Below are 20,011 nucleotides of genomic sequence, written 5' to 3' on the forward strand. Positions count from 1 at the left end.
CCATTAGGAAATTTGACTAAAAGATGCGGTGAAATTGCTTAGCGAGCGGAACTAGCCGACATAGGGTGTAACCATTTTTTACTTTTTGAGTTGAGAGCCTTCTGTATAATCAAATTCTGAGCAGGCAATGTTATTCACAACAATTGAATCTTCTACAGGATCAGGAAGATTTGAATATGCTCTATGCTTTTTGTAAAAGGATCTTAATTCCTCAGGATCTTGTTCCAAATAATCTCGTTCATCAGGTAAATAAGCTTTTTCATCTGCTCTTTTCATATCTATAACCTCCTGAAAAAATAATAGTTAATTATTTATTAGAAACCTATAATTTATTTTTTCACTTGGGATAAAATATATGTATTGAAAAGGAGGTAATGGACGATGATCGAAAAACATCAAATTTATAAATGTGACATATGCGGTAATATAATTGAAGTTTTATATGCTGGAGGAGGCAGTTTTGTTTGCTGCGATAAGCCAATGATTTTATTAGTAGAGAATACTACCGAGGCAGCTGTAGAAAAACATATACCAGTAGTAGAAAATAGGGATGGAAAGATTCTTGTTAAAGTTGGAAGTGTAGAACATCCTATGGAGCCTGAACATTATATTATGTGGATTGAAGTGGAGACTTCTAGCAAAATTTATAGAAAATACTTAGAACCAGGGCAAAAGCCAGAAGCATTATTTGAAATTGACGAAGAAATTGTTTTAGTAAGAGAATATTGTAATATTCATGGACTTTGGAAAGCTTAGTAAAAAAAGAATTATATAACTGTTAAGGGTTAGGGCATAGAAAATGTTGTGGCACTACGTATCAATCTCCGTAGTGCCACAACATTTCTTTTTTATGGAGTTGGAATATTTTCACCGTTGTCTTCATTATCATTATCGGTGTTATCATTATTGCCGCCAGTATCAGTATTATCATTTCCATCGTTGCCGCTATTATTATCAGTATTTTTATTATTATTTGGCTTAGTATTAGTACCATTATCTCCATTCTTATTTGGAACAATAGGAGAATCATTATTAGGATTAGTTTTATCCGTAGTTTTGTCAGTATCCTTAGCAGTATTACTTTTAGTATTTGGTACATTATTTACAGCTTTAGTTCCGTCGTGTTTCTTAGGAAGCACATATTTACTGTCAAGTAAATTAGAAGAACTCCCATCTCTTTTTATAAATATTTTTGTGGTTATAAGGCTTTGAGGAGTATTAGCTGTAGCGAGCAGACCATTTGCTCTATTTATTTTAGCACTGACATGAACATCACATATTTCAGAAGGTTCAGTACCAGCTATAAACATCTCAGTTCTAACTCTGCTTCCTCTTGGGTCATGATAACATTCAGCTTTAGGAACTTTGCCTGAATCTATACAAATCTTTCTTGTAACAATACCAGAAGGCTCTGCAATATCTTTTACTGTTTTATTTTTATTAGCCTCATACATTATCTGAGCCCATAACCTAGCAGCATCATTACTTTTCAATCCAACTAGAGGCCTATAATTATCATTACCTATCCATATAGCTCCACTATAGTAAGGAGTAAGTCCGCAAAACCATAGGTTGGTTTTTGATGATGCTGTACCTGTTTTACCAGCTACAGGCATGGCGCCAAATCGAGCAGATGGTGCTGTAGCTCCTGGAGCACTGCTGGTTGGGCCTTTCAACATGTCATACATTATATATGCAGCTTGAGAACTTAAAACTTTATGAGACTTAGGGCTGTTTTCTAAAAGTACCTTACCAGTTTTATCGACAACTTTTGTATATAATATTGGAGAAGTATAAATTCCGCTATTACCAAAGGTTCCATATGCAGCGGACATCTGTAGTGGATTTGAACCGGTAAATTCACCCAAAGCCAAGGAAGCCATGTTAGTTTTTTCACTGTCACTGAAGTGTATACCATACTTTTCTGCATAAGCAGCACCAGTAGATAATCCAATCTGATATTCCATTTTTACTGCTACTACGTTAATAGAACGTCTTAAAGCTTCTCTGACAGTTACATAGCCTCTATATAGAAGGTTATCGTTCTTAGGATTATAAGGACTGCCATCAGCCTGTTTCCATTGCATGCCAATTTCTTTTGGTATAGGAGAATCGTCAACGACACTTCCAGCGGTAAGCTGCTGAGTATTAATAGCAGGTGAATAAACCGTAAGAGGCTTAATAGAAGAACCTGTGGCACGTAAAAATTTTGTTGAAGCAGCTCTGTTATAAGAGGCAGCAGGCTGTTTTCCTCTTCCACCTATGATAACTTTAACTTTTCCTGTTTTATAGTCCATTATTACTGCTGAGGCTTGTGGCTCTGGAATCTTTTTGCTTGAACCTGCACTACCTAAAACAGTATTGGAATTTATTATGGCCTGAGCTTTTTTTTCAAGGTTTCTATCCATAGTTGTATATATTTTTAATCCGCCATACATAATTAATTTGTTAACTTCTTCAGTCGAATAATTATATTGCCTCATAAGATCAGATTTTACAGCATCCATTACAGGTCTTGAAAACCATTCATAATCCAACTTGTTTGTAGTAGAAGTTGATTTTACCTTAACAAAGTGCAGTTTTCCTTTTTTCAGATCACTGAGAGCCTTTTGATAAGTCTGTTGGTCTATATATCCATTTTTATTCATCATCAATAGAACTGTCTCAGTTCTTGTCATATAATAACTTGGGTTTTTTCTTGCATACGTAGAAATATATCCATACTTATATGGGTTCTGAGTTACACCTGCAAGATAAGCACATTGGACAAGCGATAGTTTACTAACACTTTTACCAAAGTATCTTTTTGAAGCAGCTTGTACACCATTTATATTTCCACCTAGATTTATTGTATTAAGGTAAGCCTCTAATATTTGATCTTTACTAAGAGCTTTATCTAATTTTAGAGCAAGGTACATTTCTTGAATTTTTCTCTTTGGAGTCACTTCATTTCCAAGTACTGTATTTTTAATAAGCTGCTGGTCTAAGGTTGAGGCTCCGTGAAGTCCTGGAGTGTTGCTTAAAAGTCTTTTAGCATCAATAAATGCAGAACCTAATATTCTTCTGACATCAATACCGGGATGTTTCCAAAATCTCTCGTCTTCGATGCTTACAACAGCATCTTGGAGATTTTTTGGTATATGTTTTAATGAAACAACTTCTCTTTTAATATCAGTCGGAGCTTTATCCATAAGTTTACCTTTATCATCATATAATGTAGATGGTTGATTTAATTCAAGAATAGAATTAACATCCAACTGAGGAGCGGTCTTGACCATGGCTAGGACAACACCAGCTAATGCTACGGCTGCAAATAATCCTAACAATACAAATGTAGCAAAAAAATATTTAATTATCCTAAGGACAATGTTTTTCTTCTTTTTTTTCTTCTTTTTTCCCATATTTCCTCCTAAAATAAATAGCAGTTGATGACATCACATAATTAATAAAATGAACAGTTAATTATGCATTTTATTAGGTTGACATCAAAGTTCTAAACTATTATAACATAATAACATAAATTATAAAATTCATATAGTAGCAGTTTATTTATATTCAATGCTTATATCATTATTAACGCTTATAACAAATATATATATGATAAGTGAGTAAAGGCATCAATAAAAACTTTGCTCTTTAGGTATTGTTGGAGGTGGTAGTGTGAAGAAAAAATTAGCAAAAATATTAATAGCTTTAGGAATAATATTGGTCGTTTTTTCTGGATTTATATACGTGTTGGATAAAAAATTGTTTCCAGTAGCTATGGTAATAGCAGACTCAGACCTGAAGTCAAAATCTCTTGATATCATAAATAGATGTATTCTAAATGAATATTCGAAAGATTTTAATTATGATAACATAATTAAAATTCAAAAAGATAATAATGGTAATATAGTGCTTCTTCGTGCAGATACATTAAAACTTAATCGAATAGCAAATACTATAGCTATTGAATCTAAAAAAAAGTTGGCTGCGTTGGGGAGACGAGGAATTAAATTATATGTAGCCGACATATTACAAAATAGTATTGTGTCAGAACATGGTCCAAAAGTTACAGTGAAAATGACACCTATTGGAAGAATAGAAGTAAAATATCGTTCTGAATTAAAGAGTGCAGGAATAAATCAGGTTATACATAGAATTTATGTAGAATTAAAGACAAAAATAAGAATTGTTATTGCTACGAGAAGTAGGGAGGTGACAGTTGCAAATGAGGTCCCTATATGTGAAACGGTAATAGTTGGAAAAGTACCAGCCACATCAATAAATATGGATATGAGTGGAGCTTCATCTTCAGTACCAGCCGCTAGAGATAAATAAGATTGAAAAAGCACTAATTAGCAATTTGTTTACAATAATCTATTAATGTTATAAAATTAATAGAAGCATACCACTACTCAAATAATAAGGAGAGTGATATTTATGATATACGGTAATATAGAAGGTGTAAGAGATAGCTATTTGGAGACTCTTGAAAAACTCTATGATGAAAAAATACAAAAGACAGAAATCATATCAGAAGATATTGTTAAACTCATGCTTCATATGACTGAGGAACTAAATAGAGAGATAAGTGTAGCTATCGATAGAAAAGGAAGAATTGTTTATATAAGTATTGGTGATAGCGCAACCGTGGAGATGCCCATTATTGATATAAAGGAAAAAAAACTATCGGGTATTAGAATTATACATACCCATCCTAATGGAATATCAAATCTTTCTGCAGTAGATTTGTCTGCGTTGCTTAGGCTTAAATTAGATTGTATGGCAGCTGTAGCTCTAAATGGTGATGATATTATGATTTCATTAGGCTTTTGCAATTTGAAAGACAATATTTTGCATGTAGAAACAAAAAATAATTTAACTATTAAGCAAGCATTAGATTTTGGTTTCCAGCAGAAGGTTGAAGATGTTGAAAATGCCATGGAAGACATAGATGTTAAAGAAGACGTATCAGAAAGAGCACTACTTATAGGGTGTGATTCTACTGAAAGTCTTGATGAACTTGAACAATTGGCATTAGCATGTAATGTAAAAGTTGTAGATAAGATTTTTCAGAGGAGAAACAAAATTGACACAGCGTTCTATATTGGCAGTGGTAAAGTAAAAGAAGTTCAGCTTATAGGACAGACATTAAATGCAAATATGCTTATATTTGACGATGAACTTTCAGGTTCGCAAGTGAGAAATCTAGAGGATAGCAGTGGTTTTAAAGTTATAGACAGAACTACGCTTATTCTTGAAATATTTGCAAAAAGGGCTAAGAGCAAAGAAAGTAAAATTCAAGTGGAACTTGCACAATTAAAATATAGAATACCTAGACTTATGGGCCTTGGAACAGTTCTTTCTAGAACAGGTGGAGGAATAGGAACTAAGGGCCCTGGAGAGAAGAAGCTTGAAACTGATAGAAGGCATATAAATGAAAGAATATATGATTTAAGGGATCAGCTTAAGAAAATTCAGCAGGTAAGGCAGGTACAGAGGGAAAAAAGGCAGAAAGATAATATACCTAGAGTCTCTTTGGTAGGTTATACTAATGCAGGCAAATCAACGCTGCGAAATACGCTTTATTCCATGTGTAAACCTAAAAATTATCAAACTAAAGAAGATGTGTTTGAAGCAGATATGCTTTTTGCAACGCTGGATACAACCATACGCGCTATAGAACTAGAAGATAAAGGAACAATCACATTAACTGATACGGTAGGTTTTGTAAGAAAATTACCTCATGATCTTATCGAGGCGTTTAAATCAACTCTGGAGGAGGTAATTTTTTCAGATTTATTAGTTCATGTAGTAGATTGTTCCTCAGATGAAATTCATAAGCAGATAGAGGCTGTGGAGCAAGTACTTATAGAACTTGGTGCATTTGATAGTCCTAAAATAATGGTATTAAATAAAATTGATAAGGTCCAGCCGGAACAGCTGGAGCAAATAAAAGAGCAGTATGAAAGTTATGGAAATTATATTCAAGTGCTTGAGATTTCTGCTAGAGACAAAGTTAATCTTGACTTACTGTTAAAAGCTATTGGAGATAATGTACCGATTATGTTAAAGACATGTGAATATATCATTCCATATGAAGATAGCGCTTTCGCAGCATTTTTGCATAGAAATTCAAAAGTGCAGACCGAAGAATATAGAGATAATGGGATTTATATAAAAGCTGAAGTTGATGAAGAAATTCAGAATAAAGGATCAAAGTATCTATTTCATACTGATATGTGAGCTTAAAAGTCTTGTGCATATTAGAAAAAGAGTAAATAAAGGTACGATGGGGGGAATTAGTTTGAGTAATTCAATTTTGCAATATCAAAAAGCTTTTAACAACATTGTTGAAAAACTTAAAAATAATGAAGATATCTTAGCTGTGCTTGTATTTGGCAGTATGGTTACTGGAGATCTATGGAAAGAATCGGATATAGATCTATTTGTTGTAGTGAAAAATGGACCAGATACTGTGGAGAATATATATACAGAAGAAAAAGGAATCCCTCTTCACCTAAAATTTTTAAATAAACAAGCCTTTACCGATATGTATGAAAACAATGCCGGGGGAGGTTTTATTCATAGAGTATTAGCTTCATCTAGACTTGTGTTTTCAAAAGATATAGATATAACTTCTACATATAATAGTGGAAGATATTATCAAGATTTTGATAGAGAGAGATGGAATATTGTTTACTTTTCAAGGCTATTGAACAATATTGACCTGTGTAAAAAATATTTAAGTAGTGGCAGGGAATATACTGCATACATTTTTAGCATGATGTGCATAGATGATTACAGCAGGCTCTATGTCAACTATTCTGGACATATGATAAGCCGTGATGCTTTATCTGTAGCATTGAATCTTAATGATACGCTAAAAATTTATGTGGACAAATTCCTGCTTGATAAGGATGAGACTGTAGAAAATAGAATAAATGGTCTATTAGACTATATAAATCAAGAGATTGATGATAATATAAAAACTATAACTGGCTTTTTAATTGAATATATGCAGAAAAGTGAGGTAAAGATGAGTTCTGAGCAGATAAAAAGGGATGAATTGTTTAGAAGTTTTGATATTGATATGGAAGAAATATTGAATGAACTTTACAAGAGAAATATTATAAAAAAGGATACCAGAGATTTATGTATTGGTACTACAGAAGTTATATTGAAAGAAAATGTATACTACATTTAATGAATAATAGATATGAATGAAAAATATTATATTAAGTTTAAGGATAATGACATACCTAAATATATTCAGATATATCAATATTTTAAAAAAAATATAGACAGAGGAATAATAAATGAAGGAGACAAACTGCCTACGATAAGGCAGTTATCCAAGGATTTAGCTGTTAATAAGATAACTATCATAAATGCTTATAATAGATTGGAAGAGGAAGGGTACTTATATCAGAAAATGGGCAGCGGTACATATGCAAGAAGAAAAAACAGCCTGAAGATGATAAAAAAACAATACTCTGAAACCTTTAAAAATTTGAATAGGCAAAAGCTGAAAAACTACATAGACTTCACTGGAGAAACCATATCAAATTCCTTTTTCCCTGTAGATATCTTTAGAAAAATACTAAACGATGTACTCAAAAGAGACGGGATAGATGCCCTTACCTATCAGGATTTTCTGGGATTTGAGGGATTGAGAAAGAGTATAATCAGATACTTTTGGCAAAGTAGATTTAAAAAGGATGATGTACTTATAGTTTCTGGAGCTCAGCAGGGGATAGATATAATTGCTAAAGGTCTTATAAATAACAATGATAACATAGTCGTTGAAAAACCAACTTATAGTGGTGCTTTGGCTGTTTTTAACTGGAAAAAGACGAATATTTTTGAGATAGAGGTTGAGCCGGATGGAATGAACCTTGAAAGTCTAGAGTATCTGCTTAGAAAGAAAAAAATAAGATTCATCTATTTAATGACATATTTTCAGAATCCGACTACAGTTACTTATGGTATCGATAAAAAACTAAAGCTGTTAGAACTGGCACAAAAATATGAGTTTTATATTATTGAAGATGACTATTTATCAGAATTAATATATGATGAAAGTATAGAGTATAGATCTTTAAAGAGCTTAGATAGATATGACAAAGTAATATATATAAAAAGTTTTTCAAAATTATTTTTACCTGGTATAAGATTAGGTTACGTAATAGTGCCTGACAAATTTAAAGAAAGCATCGAAAATGCAAAAATAAATTCTGACATATCTACTTCAAGCCTTATGCAGAGAGCTTTGGAATTATATTTAAATACAGGGCATTGGGTTAAGCATATGGAATTTTTGAAAAGCGAATATAATCTAAGATACAATTATATGAAAAAACAACTCTATGAAAAACTAAATGATTTTATAGAGTTTTGTGAGCCTGGAGGAGGACTAAATTTCTTTATTAAATTGAAAGAAAATGTTAATATAAGTTCTATGGAATTATTTCAAAAATGTAAAGCAAATAAGGTGTTAATAACTCCGGGAGGACTTTTTTATAAAGATTATACGGAAGGAAATAAATTTTTTAGAATAAGTTTTTCACAGACAGATAATGAAAGTATTTCAACTGGGATAACAGTTATTTATAATATACTTTCACAATCGATAAAGTAGGAGAGAACTATGTGTTATAAAACGTTAAAAGATTTAAGTACTGAAAGCTTTGAGGAAAAGAAATCTACATTTATAGGTTCTGCTAAGCGGGTTGAGACAGAGGTGGAAGCAAAAGAATTCATAAATTCGATTAAAGCGCAAAACAGAGAAGCTAGGCATAATGTATATGCGTATATTATTGGACAAAAATCAGAAATTCAAAGATACAGTGATGATGGTGAACCCCAGGGTACGGGTGGAATACCCGTGCTTGAGGTTATTAAGAAAAATAATATTACTGATGCCGTGGTAGTAGTAACAAGATACTTTGGAGGAATATTACTAGGAGCGTCGGGTTTATGCAGGGCGTATTCGAGGGCTGCAGCTATGGCTGTAAAAAGCAGTGGCTCTGTAGAAAAGGTAAAAGCAGTAGTAACAAACGCGGAGATAGAATACGACATGCTTGGAAAGCTGCAATATAAATTTGATCAGAACAATTGGCAGATATTAAATGTAGAATATGGAGAAAAGGTTATAGTTAATATAATAAGTGAGGTTAGCAGACAGCAGGAAATAGTTAACGCTGTTATTGATATGACTGCTAACAAGGTAAAAATATCATCCGAAAAAGAAGGATATTATTTTAAGGAAAACGACACTATTCTTGACAGTATATAAATAAATGATATAATATTTTTGGATTTTATAAATTAGTTTATGTTAAAATTTACATATAAATGTATTATTTCTATTAAAATATATGAATATTTGTTGGGAGGAAAACTAAATGTCAGGACATTCAAAGTGGCATAATATACAGGCTAAAAAAGGAAAAGCCGATGCTAAAAGAGGAAAAGTATTCACTAAAATAGGCAAAGAAATAGTTATTGCTGTAAAAAATGGTGGACCTAGCCCTGAAACGAATAATAAATTAAGAGATGTTGTAGCAAAGGCAAAAGCTAGTAATATGCCGCAGGATACAATAATGAGATCAATCAAAAAAGCTTCAGGGGATATGAACAATGTTAATTACGATGAAATTGTTTATGAAGGCTATGGACCTGAAGGAATCGCTGTTATTGTCAATGTTTTGACTGACAATAAGAATAGAAGTGCAGGAAATGTTAGACATGCATTTACAAAGCACGGTGGAAATCTTGGAGCAACAGGCTGTGTTTCATTTATGTTTCAGGAAAAGGGCGAAATTGTAATCGAGAAGAATGATGAACTTGATGAAGACGAACTTATGATGATGGCTTTAGATGCTGGAGCAGAGGATTTTGTTGCAGAGGATGAAGTGTATGTTGTAACAACTGCTCCAGAAAGTTTCGGAGAAGTGAGAGAAGCCTTAGAGAAGAACGGTCTTGAATTCTTAGAAGCTGAAGTAAAAATGGTGCCAGATACTTATACTTCTATCGGTGAAGAGACAGCAACTAAGTTCCAAAAGATGCTTGATGAGCTTGAAGACGACGATGATGTTCAGGACGTTTACCACAATGCAGAGTTCCCAGAAGGCTGGGAAGAATAGCAGGTTTAGAGTACTTATTAACTTATGGCAGTAATGACATACGTGTTTTTAGACTATGATATAAACACCTCCATGATGAATGTAAAAATTCATTTGGAGGTGTTTACATTTTATTAGAAAAAGGTCATTAGAAGAGTTTATCTTAAGGAAGCTTATAAAATTAATATATATATGTATAAAATAATGAATTATGGAAATAATACCACTTAGAGGAGTGGTGTTATGAAAAGGAAAAGATATTTATATGCTGGTTTGATTGGAACAAGTTTAGTGATTCTTTTTTTGTTAAGCTTTCATATAACAGAAAAGATTCTTACTGATAAAAATGGGGCAGTTCAAAACGCATTTAGAGAGAATAGTAAAAGAGTCAGCATAGATGGTGTAGAGAGACTTGTAGGCAATAACACTGATATATTATTAAAACTTAAAAGGGGAAGTACCTTTCTAGAAACTAAAAATTTAAAGGCAGAAGAAATATCAAATAAGATTTCTGGAAAACTTACATTAAGCAAAATTAAGAACTACTATAAGACTCAGGACTATAAATTTATGGGCAGTGAAGGTAATAAAATTGTATTTGAGAAAAATGGTAAATATACTCCTGGCCACTTTTATCTAGGTGCTAATCCGCAGGGATATATCGCTATATTCAAATGTAACAGTGAAGGAGATTTGTATATAGAAAACATCAATTCAGATACATCTAACATAAATATACATGACCTACCTAAAAAGGATCAAGAATATTTAAGAAAATTTGCATATGAATATAAAAGTAAAAGTGAAGCCATGGATGAGCTTATGTCTATGGGATCGTAATAAAAATGTTAGTGAATAGCATATACGCGTTTGGCAAATTTCTTTATGCATCGAAGTTTTGTAAGATGCTATTCACTATTTAAATGTCGTTTTACCGGACAAGCTATAGGGTACTGATAAACATCCCTTGAATTATTTCATTTCGAATGATAAAGTATATAATGTATTTAATGCTATAGATTATTACTTAGTGATAAAATTATTTGAGGTGTTTTTTATGTATGATTACATTAAAGGAAAATATGCTGGATATTATAAGGACTATGCAATAATAGATAATTGTGGTATAGGTTATAAGATATATGTACCAGGAAGCAGTCTCACTAGACTTCCTAAAATAAATGATGAAGTTCTACTATATATACATCAAATAGTTAGAGAAGATTTTATTGGCCTATATGGATTTATATCTCGTGATGAACTGGAACTTTTTACGATGCTGCTTAATATAAATGGAGTCGGAGCTAAGGCAGCACTATCCATGCTTTCTATTATGGATTCTGAGAAACTGAGCAGGGCAATAAAGAATTCTGATGTAAAAATGATAACCAGAGCTCCTGGAGTGGGCCCCAAACTGGCACAGAGAATAATACTTGAGCTAAAAGACAAACTTATAGTAAATGATATAAATTCGGAAGATGATACATCTGTTGAAGAATCTAGCTCATCATATCATGAAGCCTTACAAGCGCTGCAATCGCTTGGATATACTGAGAAAGAATGTGCTAAGGTTCTAAAAGATATTGCTTTAGATGATTCACTAGAGAATATTATTAAAAATGCATTAAAGCATCTTATGGGTTAGAGGGGGAAAGTTTCATGAGCGAAAGGATTGTCTCACCAGATAGTTTTGCAGAAGATAATTCTGTAGAGTATAATTTAAGACCGTCCAGCCTTAAAGAATATATAGGACAGAACAAGGTTAAAAAGAAACTGGATATTTTTATAAAAGCAGCTCAGAAAAGAAAAGAATCGTTAGACCATGTACTGCTTTATGGTCCTCCAGGACTTGGAAAAACCACTTTAGCTAATATAATAGCTAATGAAATGGGAGGAAATTTAAAAATAACATCTGGACCAGCTATAGAGAGAGCAGGTGATTTAGCAGCTATTCTTACGACTTTAAATGATTATGATGTGTTGTTTATTGATGAGATACATAGACTAAACAGGAATGTAGAAGAAATATTGTACCCTGCCATGGAAGATAATGCGCTTGATATAGTAATTGGTAAAGGCGCTGCATCTAAGTCCATACGTCTTGACTTGCCTCAATTTACGTTAATAGGTGCTACAACGAGAATAGGACTTTTAACTGCACCGCTTAGAGATAGATTTGGTGTATTATGCTCTATGGAGTTTTATGAGACTAATGAACTGAAAGAGATAGTAGTAAGATCTGCGGATATATTTAAATGCAGAATAGAAGAAAAGGCAGCTGAAGAGGTTGCTAAAAGGTCAAGGGGGACACCTAGAATAGCTATAAGGCTATTAAAAAGAGTGCGAGATTATTCTCAAGTGCTAGAGGAGGAAATTATAACTCTAGATTCGGCTAAGAAAGCACTGGATTTGATGGAAGTGGATGAAGAAGGGTTTGACAGAATTGATAATAGAATATTAGAAGCTATAATAGATAACTTTTCAGGCGGACCAGTTGGAATTGAAACTTTGTCATATTTTATTGGTGAAGAGCTTGATACAATTGAAGATGTATATGAACCTTATCTGCTTCAGAAAGGTTTCATAGTAAGGACACCAAGGGGAAGAGTGGCTACAGAAAAAGCTTATAAACATCTTAAGCGAAAAATTGTAAATGAGCTTCCGATAGAGCAGTGTTCAATACTTAATGAAGAATAAGGAAGGTGTAAACTTGAACGTAACAGATTTTGATTTTTACTTACCAGAGGAACTTATAGCACAGCATCCATTAAAAAATAGAGATGAAGCTAGATTATTAGTGCTGGATAAAAAAACTGGAGAAACTGAACTTAAAATTTTTAAAAACATTATAGATTTATTAAACCCGGGAGATTGCTTAGTATTAAATGATACTAGAGTAATACCTGCGAGACTTATAGGCGAAAAGAAGGATTCTGGAGGCAAAATGGAATTCTTGCTGCTTAAAAGACTTGAGGGGGATAGATGGGAAACCTTGGTGAAACCTGGTAAAAGAGCTAAAATAGGCACGGAATTTGTGTTTGGCGATGGTATGCTGAAGGCGAAGGTAGTAGATATAGTTGAAGAAGGAAATAGAATTGTAGAATTTCAGTATGATGGTATTTTTGAGCAGGTACTTGATAGACTTGGTCAAATGCCATTGCCGCCATATATAAAGGAAAAGCTCGAAGATAATGAAAGCTACCAGACAGTTTATTCTAGGGAACTTGGCTCAGCTGCGGCACCTACTGCTGGTCTACATTTTACAAAGGAATTATTAAAAGATATACAGGATAAAGGAATAAATATTGCATATCTCACACTGCATGTAGGACTCGGAACCTTTAGACCCGTGAAAGTAGAGGTTATAGAAGAACACAAAATGCACTCTGAATTTTATATAATGGACGAACAGAATGCTTCTATAATTAACAACACAAGGAAGAACGGCGGGAGAGTTGTTGCTGTTGGTACTACGTCTTGCAGAACACTGGAGACCATAGCTGGAGAGGATGGGACTGTGAATGCAAAAAGCGGATGGACAGATATATTCATATATCCAGGCTACAAATTTAAAATTGTCGATGCACTGATAACTAATTTTCATCTTCCGCAATCAACGCTGATAATGCTAGTAAGCGCTTTAGCGGGAAGAGAACACATTATGAAAGCTTATGAACAGGCTGTAAAAGAAAGATTTAAATTTTTCAGTTTTGGAGATGCTATGTTTATAAGATAGTTTGAATTATAAATATTTTGTATTTAAACATCAATTAACATAAATTTTACTAAAGGCGTGATTATTTTGTTTAAGGTACTAAAAAGAAACGGAAATGCAAAAAGGGGAACTTTTACTACACCTCATGGCACTGTTCAGACCCCAGTATTTATGAATGTAGGTACACTTGCAGCAATTAAGGGTGCCGTATCGTCAATGGATCTTAAAGATATCGGATGTCAGGTTGAACTTTCAAATACCTATCATCTTCATCTCAGACCTGGAGACAAAACTGTTTATAAGCTTGGAGGCCTTCATAAGTTTATGAACTGGGATAGACCAATACTTACAGACTCAGGCGGTTTTCAGGTGTTTTCTCTTGCAAGTATGAGAAAGATAAAGGAGGAAGGGGTATACTTTAATTCGCATATTGACGGCAGAAAAATATTTATGGGACCTGAAGAAAGTATGCAGATTCAGAGTAATTTAGCTTCTACGATAGCTATGGCTTTTGATGAATGTGTAGAAAATCCATCTCCTAGAGATTACGTAAAGAGATCTGTAGAGAGAACTACTAGATGGCTTTATAGATGTAAGGATGAAATGGCAAGACTTAATTCTATGGAGACTACTATAAACAAAAAGCAAATGCTGTTTGGAATAAACCAAGGCGGTGTTTATGATGATTTAAGGATTGAACACGCAAAGGAAATATCCAAATTAAATTTAGATGGATATGCTATAGGCGGCCTTGCAGTAGGTGAAACTCATGAGGAGATGTATAGAATTATTGAAGCAGTAGTACCACATCTTCCTGAAGATAAACCTATATATTTAATGGGAGTTGGAACACCTATTAATATACTTGAGGGAGTAGAGAGAGGAGTGGACTTCTTTGATTGCGTACTACCTGCAAGAAATGGAAGGCATGGACATGTATATACTCATAGCGGTAAAATAAATTTGCTTAATGCAAAATATGAATTGGATGGTTCGCCTATAGAAGAGGGATGTGAGTGTCCTACCTGCAAAAATTATACTAAAGCGTATATTCGCCATCTGTTTAAAGCTAAAGAAATGTTAGCTATGAGACTTTGTGTATTGCATAATCTATATTTTTATAATAAACTTATGGAAGATATAAGAAAAGCTCTAGATGAAGATAAATTTAGTGAGTTTAAGCAAAAAACAGTTGAACAGTTTTCTGAAAACATATAAAATCATAATGTATAGGTAAACATCAGAAAACTTTTTCACTGGATTTATCTATATAAGCATACATAAGGAGGTTTTTCATAATGCAAAATTTTGTAGGTGTTATTTTACCATTTGTTTTAATGCTTGTGATCTTTTACGTATTAGTACTTGTACCTGAAAATAGAAGAAAAAAGAAATATAATAATATGTTGAATTCATTGGTATTAAATGATGAAATTATGACAAAAGGTGGAATAATAGGCAAGATAACTAATATTCAAGATGATTTTATTATTGTTCAGTCAGGACCGGATAGAACTAGAATAAAGCTTAGCAAAAATGGAATCCTTGAAGTTACTAAATCAGCTAATACTAGTACTCCTGAAAAGTAAATAAATTATATTATTTAAAGGTAATAAAGCACTTCTATATAGCATAAATAGTTATATGGGAGGTGTTTTATTATGGAGTCGAGAAACTTATTAGTAAATTCAGCAAAGGGAGTATTACATGCTATAATACTAACAGTCTTACTTTTGATTGTATTTACAGCTATTATGAATTTCGTGAGTATAAATAATCAGGTAATGTCAGTGAGCTATATTATTATAACGTGTTTTAGCGTATTATATGGTTCTATATACGCAACAAGGAGAAATAATAAAAATGGCTGGCTTATAGGAATGCTTGTAGCTATTTTCTATATGCTTCTTCTGTATATTATTTCTGCTATTATTTTTCAAGATCCTACTTTACATATGAATGATTTTTTTAGACTCATTATCGCAATTTTAGTTGGCGCTCTTTCTGGAATGTTAGGAATAAATATCTAGCAGTACTTTATTTATAATTAGTGTTATGCTATAATGTTAGCGAAATAGTTAAAAATGGGAGGCATTTAAATGAAACATATAAGAACTATGAACAAGCCAAATCTAAAGAATAGTTTAGCAAAACCTGGCTGCAAAGAGTGTGCAAATTCATGTCAGTCAGCTTGCAAAACTTCTTGTACAGTTGCAAATTTAGCTTGTGAAAACTAAAAAAGCAAAGTAGAAACGATAAAGTTACTGCTTTAAGCACATGAAAGAAAATAACAAGCCTAAGATGCGACGAATATTTTTCATTAGACAAGGAAGCGGATTTCTTTGATGGTGATGCTATTGAAGGAATCTGCTGACGCAGTAAGATGGAAACTAGCCAAGCAGATCGGCTAGTTATTTTTTTGAATGTGCTTTATTATTGGAAACATATTTTAGGAGGAATTTAAAGTGTCGTTAATTCATAAATTTATGCAGTCTGGCAATTATTATGCCATTGATGTTAACTCAGGTAGTGTACATATAATCGATGAGCTTGTTTATGATATATTGGATGAAAATAATATACCTAATAAGGATAATATAGATAAAAAGTTATATGAAAAGTATAATAAAACAGATATAGACGAGGCTTTTGAAGACATAAATGAACTTGTATCAGAAGGACTTCTGTATTCTGAGGACTTATATAAAGAGATAGCAGTAAGAGACAAGTCAAAATCTTATATAAAAGCCTTATGTTTAAATATAGCGCATGACTGTAATTTAAGATGTAAGTATTGCTTCGCAGATGAGGGAGAGTATCAAGGTAAGAGAGAGATAATGAGTCCGGAGACTGCTAAAAAAGCTATAGATTTTGTAATAAAAAATTCAGGACCAAGAAAAAATATAGAGGTGGATTTATTTGGAGGGGAACCTCTTATGGCATTTGAAACTGTAAAGCAGGTAGTTGAATATGCAAAAGAGGTAGAGAAGCTTCATGGTAAAAATATAAGATTTACAATGACAACAAACGCTACTTTGCTTACAGATGAGATAATGGATTACATTGATAAGAATATGGGAAATATAGTATTATCTATCGATGGAAGAAAAGAAGTAAATGATAAAGTGAGAGTAAGAGTTGATGGCAGCGGAAGCCATGAAAAAATACTTAAAAACATAAAGGAAATGGTTAAGAGAAGAACAGCAGGAAAACAATACTATGCTAGAGGAACTTTTACTCATAATAATTTGGATTTCTATAAGGATGTAATTTATCTAGCAGATGAAGGTTTTAAAGAGGTATCTGTGGAACCAGTTGTACTTCAAAAATGTGATCCTCTTTCATTGCGTGATGAGGATATTGATGAAATTTATCAATCCTATGATAAGCTTGTAGATGAAATGGCAAGTAGAATTGGTACGGATAAAGAGTTTAAGTTCTATCATTTTAATATAGATTTAAATGGAGGACCATGTGTCTATAAGAGAATAAGCGGCTGCGGTGCCGGCCATGAATATGTAGCAATAACACCATCAGAAGATATATATCCATGTCATCAATTTGTTGGAAATAAAGACTTTATAATTGGTACATTAGATGAAGGGATAATTAAACCGGAAGTGTGTGAAGATTTTAAAAAGGCACATATATACAACAAACCTAAATGTCAGAATTGCTGGGCAAGATTTTATTGCAGCGGTGGCTGTCAGGCAAATAATTACAATTTTAGCGGCGACATACATGAACCTTATGAATTTGGTTGTAAGTTAGCTAAGAAGAGAATAGAATGTGCCATAGCATTAAAATGTATGTACGAAGAGAAAAACGCATAGATTGCCTTATATTGACTATTAATTATTTAAGTAATATAATAAAGTCTATGAAAACGCGCAGAGGGGGAGAATAATGAAGACAAAAGCGGGAAGTAGAGTTATTTTTACTATTTGTGTCCTGTTAATAGCTGCATTCTCATATATTGGAGTTTATGGGCTGAATGTAGCAGGATATAGAGTACAATCATTTGGTGAGGTACTAAAAAGAGGTTTGGATCTGCAGGGCGGAGTTAGTGTGCTTCAAGAGATTCAGTCTAAGAAAACGCCGAGTAGAGAAACTCTTGAAAGAACAAAAGAGTTATTGAGTGTCAGAGTTAATAAGCTGGGAGTAAGTGAAACCGCAGTATCTATAGAAGGAAAAAATAGAATAAGGGTTGACATTCCTGGAAAGTATGATTCGGGATCAATTAATGAAATGCTTACTAAATCAGGAAAGTTAACATTTGTAGGACCTGATAATAAGACAATACTTACTGGTAAGGATGTAAAATCTGCTAAGGCATACACAGATGATTATGGAAAGTATGCAGTAAGCCTTGAATTGAATGCTTCTGGAAAGAAAAAGTTTTCAGATGCTACTAAAAAGTTTTTGGGGCAGACAATAAGCATAAAAATGGATAATGAAGATGTTACTACTCCTCCTACGGTAGAAAGTCAGATAACTAATGGCGTTGCTGAAATTTCTGGTAGTTTTACACTGCAAAAAGCTAAGGAATTAGCAAGCATAATTCAGTCTGGAGCTCTTCCTGTAACTCTTAAGAATGTAGAAACTAAGACTGTTGGTCCTACTATAGGAGAAGTTGGTGTTCCTATGAGTGTAAGAGCTGGATTAGTTGGAATATCACTTGTATTTTTATTTATGCTGATATACTACAGGATTCCTGGTCTTCTCGCAGATTTGGCGTTAACAGTATTTATACTATTAGTATTCTCTGCCTTCAATGTACTTAATGTTGTATTAACGCTCCCTGGTATAGCTGGTTTACTGCTTACGATAGGAATGGCTGTAGACGCTAATGTACTAATTTTCGAACGAACAAAAGAAGAACTGAGACTCGGAAAATCAGTTCGAAGTTCAGTAGAAGCAGGATTTCATAGAGCACTATCCTCTATCGTTGATTCCAACGTTACAACTATTATAGCAGGTCTTGTACTTTACGTTATGGGATCTGGTTCTGTTAAAGGTTTTGCACTTACACTTGTTGCAGGAACTTTAATTAGTATGTTTACAGCAATAACAGTTACAAGAACGTTGCTTAACTTATGGCTGAATATGGGAATCATGAACAAACCAGTATACTTTGGTGTGAAAAGGGGGTAGATTAGGTGCTTGATATAATTGGAAAAACTAAAGTTTGGTTTACAATTTCATTAATATTAATATTAATAGGTACAGGATTTTTATTTGTTAGACATTTAAATTTCGGTATAGATTTTAAAGGCGGTTCTGTAATAACTATAGAAATGGGCAAATCATTTGACAAAGAAAAAGTAGAAACAATTGTAAAAAAATATGCTTCAGATGAAGTTACAAATACTGTTAATAGAACTCAGCTTGAAATAAAATCTAACAGTTTAACTGAAAAGAATTTTACTAAAATGTTTGCTGAAATGAAGAAAACATATAAGCTTAAAGATAAAGCATTGATTTCTCAGAACCAAATAGGAGGAACAATAGGTGCTGAAATGACTCGTAAGGCTTTGTGGGCACTAGTGGTTGCTAATCTACTAATGCTAGTATATATTGGCGTAAGATTTAAAGAATTCAGCTTTGGATTTGCGGCTATAATCGCGTTAATTCATGATTTGCTGATAACAATAAGTGTATATGCAGTGTTTCATGTAACTGTTAATTCTCCATTTATTGCAGCTATCCTTACCATATTAGGTTACTCCATTAATGATACTATAGTTATATTTGATAGGATAAGAGAGAATAATAAGAAGCTTAGAGGAAGGACTAAAGAAGAGATCGGAAATATAAGTGTAAATGAGACAATAACGAGATCTATAAATACTGTAATGACAGTTTTGATTACAATTACAGCAGTATATTTCTTTGTTCCAAGTGTAAGAGAACTAGCGTTTCCTCTAATAATAGGTATTGTTTCAGGAGCTTATTCTTCAATATTCATAGCTACACCGGTTTGGGTACTAATTAAAGATATGCAGCAGAAGCATAAAAAGAAAAAATTAGCTGCCGCTAGGGCATAAGTTAATATAGTAAAAAACACAGCTTTATGGAATGAAACTATTCCATAAAGCTGTGTTTTTTAGCCCCAGTAAAACTATAAATAGAAAAAAATTTGATTATATATAAAAATATTTGTCAAAACAGGATTTTTCAATTATAA

At 32.9% G+C, this 20,011-nt stretch carries 20 protein-coding genes; 18 read left to right on the top strand and 2 right to left on the bottom strand.

The features are described from left to right. Positions 1-78: 78 nt before the first annotated feature. A complete protein-coding gene (locus CLORY_RS05430) occupies positions 79-276 on the bottom strand; it encodes a hypothetical protein (protein WP_079422498.1) in 198 nt (65 codons plus the stop codon). A 105-nt stretch (positions 277-381) separates the two neighbouring features. Here CLORY_RS05430 and CLORY_RS05435 point away from each other — a divergent pair, with 105 nt between their 5' ends. Further along, positions 382-756: a desulfoferrodoxin gene (locus CLORY_RS05435; RefSeq protein WP_079422499.1), complete on the top strand. Its 375-nt coding sequence runs from the start codon at positions 382-384 to the stop codon at positions 754-756. A gap of 92 nt (positions 757-848) precedes the next feature. Here CLORY_RS05435 and CLORY_RS05440 read toward each other — a convergent pair whose 3' ends face one another. After that, positions 849-3,401: a transglycosylase domain-containing protein gene (locus CLORY_RS05440; protein WP_079422500.1), complete on the bottom strand. Its 2,553-nt coding sequence runs from the start codon at positions 3,399-3,401 to the stop codon at positions 849-851. Between the two features lie 259 nt (positions 3,402-3,660). Between CLORY_RS05440 and yunB the strand changes: the two genes are divergently transcribed. From yunB to secF, 17 genes are all read left to right on the top strand, one after another. Then, positions 3,661-4,320: a sporulation protein YunB gene (gene yunB, locus CLORY_RS05445; RefSeq protein WP_242954349.1), complete on the top strand. Its 660-nt coding sequence runs from the start codon at positions 3,661-3,663 to the stop codon at positions 4,318-4,320. Between the two features lie 102 nt (positions 4,321-4,422). After that, positions 4,423-6,228: a GTPase HflX gene (gene hflX / locus CLORY_RS05450; RefSeq protein ID WP_079422501.1), complete on the top strand. Its 1,806-nt coding sequence runs from the start codon at positions 4,423-4,425 to the stop codon at positions 6,226-6,228. A gap of 61 nt (positions 6,229-6,289) precedes the next feature. Continuing rightward, positions 6,290-7,189 (top strand): nucleotidyltransferase domain-containing protein, encoded by a 900-nt coding sequence (locus CLORY_RS05455; protein ID WP_139375968.1) that lies wholly within the window; start codon positions 6,290-6,292, stop codon positions 7,187-7,189. A 12-nt stretch (positions 7,190-7,201) separates the two neighbouring features. Further along, complete coding sequence (gene pdxR, locus CLORY_RS05460) at positions 7,202-8,623, top strand: MocR-like pyridoxine biosynthesis transcription factor PdxR (protein WP_079422502.1); 1,422 nt, start codon at positions 7,202-7,204, stop codon at positions 8,621-8,623. A gap of 9 nt (positions 8,624-8,632) precedes the next feature. Then, on the top strand, positions 8,633-9,280 hold the full coding sequence (locus tag CLORY_RS05465) for a YigZ family protein (protein WP_079422503.1): 648 nt from the start codon (positions 8,633-8,635) through the stop codon (positions 9,278-9,280). Positions 9,281-9,389: 109 nt separating this feature from the next. Further along, the gene (locus CLORY_RS05470; RefSeq protein ID WP_079422504.1) at positions 9,390-10,130 is read left to right on the top strand and encodes a YebC/PmpR family DNA-binding transcriptional regulator; all 741 of its coding nucleotides are present in this window, start codon (positions 9,390-9,392) and stop codon (positions 10,128-10,130) included. Between the two features lie 222 nt (positions 10,131-10,352). Continuing rightward, positions 10,353-10,949: a hypothetical protein gene (locus tag CLORY_RS05475; protein WP_079422505.1), complete on the top strand. Its 597-nt coding sequence runs from the start codon at positions 10,353-10,355 to the stop codon at positions 10,947-10,949. A gap of 217 nt (positions 10,950-11,166) precedes the next feature. Beyond that, positions 11,167-11,754, top strand: coding sequence for a Holliday junction branch migration protein RuvA (ruvA, locus tag CLORY_RS05480; protein WP_079422506.1), 588 nt, complete (start codon positions 11,167-11,169; stop codon positions 11,752-11,754). Positions 11,755-11,768: 14 nt separating this feature from the next. After that, on the top strand, positions 11,769-12,806 hold the full coding sequence (gene ruvB, locus CLORY_RS05485) for a Holliday junction branch migration DNA helicase RuvB (protein WP_079422507.1): 1,038 nt from the start codon (positions 11,769-11,771) through the stop codon (positions 12,804-12,806). Positions 12,807-12,819: 13 nt separating this feature from the next. After that, positions 12,820-13,845 carry a tRNA preQ1(34) S-adenosylmethionine ribosyltransferase-isomerase QueA gene (gene queA, locus CLORY_RS05490; protein WP_079422564.1) on the top strand — a complete coding sequence of 342 codons (1,026 nt, stop codon included), beginning with the start codon at positions 12,820-12,822 and terminating at the stop codon, positions 13,843-13,845. Positions 13,846-13,911: 66 nt separating this feature from the next. Next, positions 13,912-15,042, top strand: a complete 1,131-nt coding sequence (gene tgt, locus CLORY_RS05495; protein ID WP_079422508.1) for a tRNA guanosine(34) transglycosylase Tgt — start codon at positions 13,912-13,914, stop codon at positions 15,040-15,042. Between the two features lie 80 nt (positions 15,043-15,122). Continuing rightward, entirely contained in the window at positions 15,123-15,413 is a 291-nt protein-coding gene (gene yajC / locus CLORY_RS05500; RefSeq protein ID WP_079422509.1) for a preprotein translocase subunit YajC, read from the top strand. Positions 15,414-15,485: 72 nt separating this feature from the next. Further along, positions 15,486-15,854 carry a TIGR04086 family membrane protein gene (locus tag CLORY_RS05505; RefSeq protein ID WP_079422510.1) on the top strand — a complete coding sequence of 123 codons (369 nt, stop codon included), beginning with the start codon at positions 15,486-15,488 and terminating at the stop codon, positions 15,852-15,854. Positions 15,855-15,923: 69 nt separating this feature from the next. Then, the gene (scfA, locus tag CLORY_RS05510; RefSeq protein ID WP_079422511.1) at positions 15,924-16,061 is read left to right on the top strand and encodes a six-cysteine ranthipeptide SCIFF; all 138 of its coding nucleotides are present in this window, start codon (positions 15,924-15,926) and stop codon (positions 16,059-16,061) included. Positions 16,062-16,289: 228 nt separating this feature from the next. Then, complete coding sequence (scfB, locus tag CLORY_RS05515; RefSeq protein WP_079422512.1) at positions 16,290-17,657, top strand: thioether cross-link-forming SCIFF peptide maturase; 1,368 nt, start codon at positions 16,290-16,292, stop codon at positions 17,655-17,657. A gap of 73 nt (positions 17,658-17,730) precedes the next feature. Further along, positions 17,731-18,978, top strand: coding sequence for a protein translocase subunit SecD (gene secD / locus CLORY_RS05520; RefSeq protein WP_079422513.1), 1,248 nt, complete (start codon positions 17,731-17,733; stop codon positions 18,976-18,978). 5 nt (positions 18,979-18,983) lie between these two features. Then, positions 18,984-19,871, top strand: a complete 888-nt coding sequence (secF, locus tag CLORY_RS05525) for a protein translocase subunit SecF (protein WP_079422514.1) — start codon at positions 18,984-18,986, stop codon at positions 19,869-19,871. Positions 19,872-20,011: the final 140 nt, after the last annotated feature.

Origin of the sequence: Clostridium oryzae (assembly GCF_002029235.1) — a bacterium.
Taxonomy (GTDB): domain Bacteria; phylum Bacillota; class Clostridia; order Clostridiales; family Clostridiaceae; genus Clostridium_AE; species Clostridium_AE oryzae.

Excerpts from the sequence above, each read along its gene's own strand:
- CLORY_RS05430 (WP_079422498.1), bottom strand. The coding sequence starts at position 276 with ATGAAAAGAGCAGATGAAAAAGCTTATTTACCTGATGAACGAGATTAT.
- CLORY_RS05435 (WP_079422499.1), top strand. The coding sequence starts at position 382 with ATGATCGAAAAACATCAAATTTATAAATGTGACATATGCGGTAATATA.
- CLORY_RS05440 (WP_079422500.1), bottom strand. The coding sequence starts at position 3,401 with ATGGGAAAAAAGAAGAAAAAAAAGAAGAAAAACATTGTCCTTAGGATA.
- hflX (WP_079422501.1), top strand. The coding sequence starts at position 4,423 with ATGATATACGGTAATATAGAAGGTGTAAGAGATAGCTATTTGGAGACT.
- pdxR (WP_079422502.1), top strand. The coding sequence starts at position 7,202 with ATGAATGAAAAATATTATATTAAGTTTAAGGATAATGACATACCTAAA.
- CLORY_RS05465 (WP_079422503.1), top strand. The coding sequence starts at position 8,633 with ATGTGTTATAAAACGTTAAAAGATTTAAGTACTGAAAGCTTTGAGGAA.
- CLORY_RS05470 (WP_079422504.1), top strand. The coding sequence starts at position 9,390 with ATGTCAGGACATTCAAAGTGGCATAATATACAGGCTAAAAAAGGAAAA.
- CLORY_RS05475 (WP_079422505.1), top strand. The coding sequence starts at position 10,353 with ATGAAAAGGAAAAGATATTTATATGCTGGTTTGATTGGAACAAGTTTA.
- ruvA (WP_079422506.1), top strand. The coding sequence starts at position 11,167 with ATGTATGATTACATTAAAGGAAAATATGCTGGATATTATAAGGACTAT.
- ruvB (WP_079422507.1), top strand. The coding sequence starts at position 11,769 with ATGAGCGAAAGGATTGTCTCACCAGATAGTTTTGCAGAAGATAATTCT.
- yajC (WP_079422509.1), top strand. The coding sequence starts at position 15,123 with ATGCAAAATTTTGTAGGTGTTATTTTACCATTTGTTTTAATGCTTGTG.
- CLORY_RS05505 (WP_079422510.1), top strand. The coding sequence starts at position 15,486 with ATGGAGTCGAGAAACTTATTAGTAAATTCAGCAAAGGGAGTATTACAT.
- scfA (WP_079422511.1), top strand. The coding sequence starts at position 15,924 with ATGAAACATATAAGAACTATGAACAAGCCAAATCTAAAGAATAGTTTA.
- secD (WP_079422513.1), top strand. The coding sequence starts at position 17,731 with ATGAAGACAAAAGCGGGAAGTAGAGTTATTTTTACTATTTGTGTCCTG.